3 protein-coding genes and 2 pseudogenes are annotated in these 5,032 nt (G+C 61.5%); 2 read left to right on the forward strand and 3 right to left on the reverse strand.

The window, feature by feature from the left end:
* Positions 1 to 213: 213 nt before the first annotated feature.
* Together J5F18_RS06875 and J5F18_RS06880 are read right to left on the reverse strand one after the other, a co-directional pair.
* Positions 214 to 1,614, reverse strand: coding sequence for a PhoH family protein (locus J5F18_RS06875; protein WP_346301539.1), 1,401 nt, complete (start codon positions 1,612 to 1,614; stop codon positions 214 to 216).
* A 264-nt stretch (positions 1,615 to 1,878) separates the two neighbouring features.
* Positions 1,879 to 2,094: pseudogene (locus tag J5F18_RS06880) on the reverse strand (nitrite reductase (NAD(P)H) small subunit); the annotation flags it as partial.
* A 117-nt stretch (positions 2,095 to 2,211) separates the two neighbouring features.
* Here J5F18_RS06880 and J5F18_RS06885 point away from each other — a divergent pair.
* Positions 2,212 to 2,568 (forward strand): annotated as a pseudogene (locus J5F18_RS06885) (LrgB family protein); the annotation flags it as partial.
* Between the two features lie 339 nt (positions 2,569 to 2,907).
* Here the strand turns inward: J5F18_RS06885 and J5F18_RS06890 are convergent.
* Entirely contained in the window at positions 2,908 to 3,873 is a 966-nt protein-coding gene (locus J5F18_RS06890) for an integron integrase (RefSeq protein WP_346301540.1), read from the reverse strand.
* A 241-nt stretch (positions 3,874 to 4,114) separates the two neighbouring features.
* Here J5F18_RS06890 and J5F18_RS06895 point away from each other — a divergent pair, with 241 nt between their 5' ends.
* Positions 4,115 to 4,837: a hypothetical protein gene (locus J5F18_RS06895; RefSeq protein ID WP_346301541.1), complete on the forward strand. Its 723-nt coding sequence runs from the start codon at positions 4,115 to 4,117 to the stop codon at positions 4,835 to 4,837.
* Positions 4,838 to 5,032: the final 195 nt, after the last annotated feature.

Genomic DNA, 5,032 nt, shown 5'->3' on the forward strand with positions numbered 1-5,032 from the left:
CTGGTTGTGGCGAAAGCGGCCTGGGTGGCCTGGTGGGTGGCCCGGGAGCGCGATGGCATGGCCCTGCTTGGTGGCCTGTCCCGCGGCGAGGCGTGGCTGCGTCGCCACGCCGCGGTGCTGATGATGGCGGTGGCCGTGGGACTCGCCCTGGTGCTGCTGTTCAGCGCCGCCTGAGGCCCTCGCGGGCGTCAGGCAGGCAACGGGCGAGGGCAGTCACAGCAGCTCCTCGCCGGCCAGGGCCAGGCGCGAGCGTTCGACGCTCTTCAGGGTGACATGGCCGGCATGGGGCCAGTCGCGGAAGCGTTGCACCAGCGCCGCCATACCGCAGGTGTTGGCGGTGAGGTAGGGGGTGTCGATCTGGCCGACATTGCCCAGGCAGACGATCTTGGTGTTCCGCCCGGCCCGGGTGACCAGGGACTTGAGCTGCTTGGGGGTGAAGTTCTGCGCCTCGTCGATGATCAGGAAGGTGTCGTTGAGGGTGCGGCCGCGCATGAAGCCCGGGGCGCGGATCTGCACCCGGGCCCCGAGCAGCTGGCGGGTGGCCCCGTTGTCCCAGCTGGATTCCCCGTTGTCGTCGCGCAGCAGGTTGTCCATGTTGTCGTGGAAGGCACCCATCCAGGGCGACATCTTCTCCTCCTCGGTGCCGGGCAGGAAGCCGATGTCCTCGCTCATGGAGATCGGCGCCCGGGTGAAGACGATGCGCTCGAAGCGCTTGGTGTCCAGGGTCTGCTGGAAGGCGGCGGCCAGGGTCATGAAGGTCTTGCCGGTGCCGGCGCTGCCGGCGATGGTGACCAGGTCGATGTCGTCATCCATCAGCAGGTTGAGGGTGAAGTTCTGCCGACAGTCGTGGGCATGCACGCCCCAGACGCTGGCGCCGTGGCGGTAGTTGGTGAGCAGATCCAGGCGGGCGCGCTGCCCGCTCACCTCGCGCACGATGGCTTCGAAGCCGCCCTCGTCGTCGCTGTCCGCCACCAGCAGGCCCGGGTGCCACTCGACGGGGATCTCGCCGGCGAGATGGTAGACCATCCGCTGATCCTGGCGCTCGACGCGGACGTCCAGCGCCAGGTCGTTCCACAGCTCGCTGCCCGAATCCGGGTAGACCCGCACCCCCTCGAGCATGGCGTCGCTGTCGTCGAAGGCGCGGTCGTTGAGGTAGTCCTCTACCGGCACGCCAAGCGCCGCGGCCTTGACCCGCAGGTTGATGTCCTTGGTGATCAGGATCACCGAGGCGTCGGGGCGCTCCCGGTGCAGGCGGCAGGTTTCGGCGAGGATGCGGTTGTCGGGGCTGTCGCCGAGGGGCTCCAGCTGCTCCAGGTCCGGATAGCAGAGCAGGCGCAGGTGGCCCGAGGGGCCCTGCAGGCGCGGGATGGGGATGCCCTCGTGGATCTGCTCGAGGTCAACGTTGGCGGTGAGGTCCGAGAGGGTGCGGCTGACCTGGCGGGCGGTGCGGGCGATCTCCCGGGCGCCGTTCTTGAGCTTGTCCAGCTCCTCGAGCACGGTCATCGGGATAACCACCTCGTGCTCGTCGAATTGGTAGAGGGCGACGGGGTCGTGCAGCAGTACGTTGGTGTCCAGGACGTACAGCCGGGTGGCCTTCTTGTCGATGCGTACCATCGGCGCAGCTCTCCTCATGTCGCGGGACGGACGTCGGGTAGATGACGTCTCCATGTCGACACTGTCAGCGCCTGTTGACAATTGGATGACAGGCCACCGACGGTGCCACTCCGTTCAACGCGTTGGCTCACCTCCTCTGGTCATGGTGATGGTCATTGGACCGTCACGATTCGGTAATGTCAGCATGGACGCGAAACGCGCATGCTGCAATGCAGTAGATCAACGCTTCCTCAGCGCGGCACCTCGGTGTCCCGGTAGATGCGCTCAGGCCTTGATCCACACCTCCTCGCCCTTGAAGCTGATTGGCCAGGTGCGCAGTCGGACCCCTTCCTCCTCGAGGCACTGGCCGTCGGCGAGGCGGAAGTGCGGCTTGTAGAGCGGCGAGGCGACCACCGGCTCGCCCTGGATATCGCCGACGATGCCGCGGGTGATGACATTGGCCCTGGAGAAGGGGGAGCGGTGGTCGAGGGCATAGTGCTCCCGGTCGAGGCCGGGCCGCGGCGTGTTCGGGCCACTGGGCTGTCGGCGCCTGGCTCTTCGTTGCCCTTCGCGCGGCGCCTAGCCTCATCCACTGCTCCTATAACAAGGTGATGCACCGCCTGGCTGCAGGGGGCGCCGCCCATCGTGCTGGCCTCGCTGGCCCCAAGTCGGCACCGCCCCGCTGAGCATCGGCATCGTGGAGCAGATCGGCGGCTCGATCTCGCTGATGCTGGGCGGGCTGCTGATCACCGGGGTGCTGACCACCATCTTCGACTCGCTGCAGGCCCGCCTGCTGAAGATCGACACCCGCGCATCCTCGGCTTCTCGCTGGGAGGGAACGGCCACGCCGTGGGCATCGTGCGCGCCTTCGAGCTCGGCCCCACCGCCGGCGCCTTCGCCTCGCTCGGCATGAGCCTGACGGGGATCTTCACCGCGCTGTTCCTGCCGCTGGCACGGCGGCTGCTGGGGCTATAGAGCGCCCCAGGCCAAAAGAGAGCGCACCTGGCACGCTGGCTGCCAAGGCATGCAAGAAATGGCGTACATGCTGTAAGCCATCGCCCACACTGATGGGACCAGGGTCAATCTCCCGGCCCGATCGCATGGATTTACCCGGAAGAAGGGGTAGGTTGGGGCTAAACTGACTGATGCAGTGGCCGAATGCCGAATCTTTTCGTAAGAAAAAGCCCTGGATGCCTCGATCACTGAATTGGATTCCTACGTTATCCGATGATGGCATGCAGGCGGCCTGTAATCGCCAGGGAGGGTGGGACCGGCATTCCCTGGCGGTAGCGTGCCCGGATTCCTCGATTTCCCTTATCCCAGAGGGCTGCGCACGCCGGCAAAGCCCTTGCCCAACACATGCGTATAGATCTGAGTGGTTTCCACGCTCTTGTGCCCAAGCAATTCCTGAACGGTGCGGATATCCGTTCCCTGGCTCAGCAATTGAGTGGCGAAGCTGTGTCGCAGAGTATGGCAGGAGCCGGGGCGTGGAAGTGATGCGGCTCGCATGGCGTGTCTGACCGCCCTTTGCACTGCCGATGGGTGGATATGGTGGAGAACAACCTTGCCATCCATATCGCAGCAGGGCCGGGTGGCAGGAAAAAGCCACTGCCAAGCCAAGGAGATGCCCGCATTCGGGTACTTGCGATCCAGCGCGTGGGGTAGCGTCACCGGTACGCGGCCATGATGCAGGCGATAGTCAAGTTGCTGTTTGGCCGTGGAGATTTGATGCTGCAAGGCGGGAATACAGGTCGCAGGGAGCAGGGTGGTTCTGTCCTTGTCGCCCTTGCCAGCTCTCACCGTAATAACCTGACGTTCGAAATCGATATCCCGGACACGTAGGCGGCATGTTTCGATGAGCCGCAGCCCTGAGCCGTACATTAATGTACCCATCAGATACATGGAGCCAGAAAGGTGGCCCAGTACGCGCATCACTTCCTCGTGGGATAGCACCACTGGCAACCGGCGTGGGCGCTTGGCGCGCGAGAATTCACCGATCTCTCCCAAGGGCTGCTCGAGAACATGGCGATAGAGGAAGACGATAGCATTCAGCGCCTGGTTCTGCGTGGCGGCTGCCACTTGGCGTTCCACCGCAAGGTGCTCCAGGAAGGCATGCACCTCGGAGCTTCCCATGCTGGCTGGATGGCGCACGCCATGGAAGCGAATGAAGTAGCGTATCCAGTAGCAGTAGGTTTTCTCGGTACGCGGGCTGTAGCGCTTCACCCGCAGGGTGGCCTTCACACTCTCCATCAGCTTTGGCGGTCTGGTCTGCGTATCCATACGGCAGCTCCCTCTTGATATGGATATGCATACAGTATTATTGGTTCCGGCAAAACGCGCAAGCGCGCGAATTCTGCATGGGTGGCCTAGCTATACTTAAGTTCTCGAGAAATCAATAGGTTAGGGGAGAAGAAGCATGCTGGCGAAGATTGTTGAACGAGCAGGTGCATTCATCCAATATCAGGACGTGCAGTCCAATCACTGTTAGAGCTGCTGCATACCGAAGCCACGAGAGGTTCTTTTGGATAAATTTCCGCCCGAAGTAATTGATAAGCTGCAGAACTATGTTTATCGGCTCATCGATCCTCGCAATGGCGAGACTTTTTACGTTGGTCGCGGTGTTGGCAACCGTCTTTATTCCCACATTCGTGACGAGTTGGGGAAAGAATCAGACGAAGTTGGCGATAAGTTGAGACGAATCAGGGAAATCCGTCTTGCAGGCTTTGAAGTTGCCCATGTCGTGCATCGGCACGGAATGGAGCCATCCGTGGCGAAAGAGGTAGAAGCTGCACTTATTGATGCGTATCCAGGGCTCACAAACGTGATGGGTGGGGAAGAGAGCGGTGAACGTGGTGCAATGCATGCGGATGAGATTGTTCGGGAGTATCTCGCTAAGCCGGCGGTATTTGAGCATCGGGCGCTTTTGATCAGTGTAAATAGAAGTGCGTCCGAACGCCCGCTCTATGAAGCCACAAGATATGCCTGGAAGCTCAGTCAAAGACGGGCGAAAGAAACAGAAGTTGTTCTCGCATCTGAAAAGGGAGTTATTCGCGGCGCGTACATTCCTGAAAAATGGATGGAAGCTAAAAGCGATAATTTCCCGGGCCGCCCTGATCGACCTGGAAGACTGGGATTCAGCGGTCGTGAAGCACCGCCTGAAATATGGAGCATGTATGTTGGGCGGCGAATACCCGATGAATACCGCTTCGGCACAGCCAACCCTATTCGATACACATGGAAATAGGGCCATGCTCTAACAAATGGCTGTTGTCGGACGCTCCTACGCTGGCGCTCCGGTGCGCCGCAAAGCCAAGGCGTTAGAGCTGCTGCATACCGAAGCCACGAGAGGTTCTTTTGGATAAATTTCCGCCCGAAGTAATTGATAAGCTGCAGAACTATGTTTATCGGCTCATCGATCCTCGCAATGGCGAGACTTTTT

It is taken from the genome of Halomonas sp. BM-2019, from assembly GCF_017584085.1.

Bases quoted from the DNA above. Each gene is read 5' to 3' on its own strand.
- J5F18_RS06875 (WP_346301539.1), bottom strand. From the start codon at position 1,614: ATGGTACGCATCGACAAGAAGGCCACCCGGCTGTACGTCCTGGACACC.
- J5F18_RS06890 (WP_346301540.1), bottom strand. From the start codon at position 3,873: ATGGATACGCAGACCAGACCGCCAAAGCTGATGGAGAGTGTGAAGGCC.